The organism is Rhizobium sp. UBA1881 (genome assembly GCF_002338015.1).
Taxonomy (GTDB): domain Bacteria; phylum Pseudomonadota; class Alphaproteobacteria; order Rhizobiales; family Rhizobiaceae; genus Rhizobium.
Genome location: NZ_DDHH01000105.1, coordinates 1 through 539 on the forward strand (window position 1 = coordinate 1; position 539 = coordinate 539).

The following is a 539-nucleotide window of genomic DNA, read 5'->3' on the forward strand; positions in this document are numbered from 1 at the left end:
GACCGCGCTGCCGACGCCGACAAGCGCCTGGCGAAGTTGGATTACCGAGGTGTTGAAGTCATGGCGCAGCGCTTCGAACTGCGGCGCGAACGCCGTGTTGAGCTCGCAGGTCATGTCGCCAGCGGCCAGCAGCTTGAGGCCGGAGGCCAGCGCTCCGGTTGCCTGGTTGAGGCGGATTTCAGCCTCTTCCTCGGCACGACGCTGCACTTCGATGCGCTCGCGCTCCGACTGCTGGCGATTGACCTCGGCCTCGGCTTCCAGCTCCTTGTTGCGGATGGCGGCAAGACGGAACACTTCGACCGAGCGGGCCATGTTGCCGATCTCATCGTCGCGCTCGGCGTAAGGCACCAGAATATTGGTGTGGCCGTCGGACAAGACACTCATCGCGGTCGTCAACCGTCCGATCGGACGGACGACACGGAAGACGACGATGACGAAGGCGGCGATCGTTACGGCAATCGTGGCGACCAGCATAAGGCTGTAGAAGACGAGCGTGTCGAATGCTGCCTGGCGCGTCGCCTCGGCCTTGGCGGCCAGCG

Annotated in this window: 1 protein-coding gene; it reads right to left on the reverse strand. The window is 64.4% G+C overall.

Annotated features, from left to right (window positions below):
- The coding region (locus B3605_RS12830) for a HAMP domain-containing protein (RefSeq protein WP_296434345.1) at positions 1–539 on the reverse strand (539 nt) is incomplete at both ends.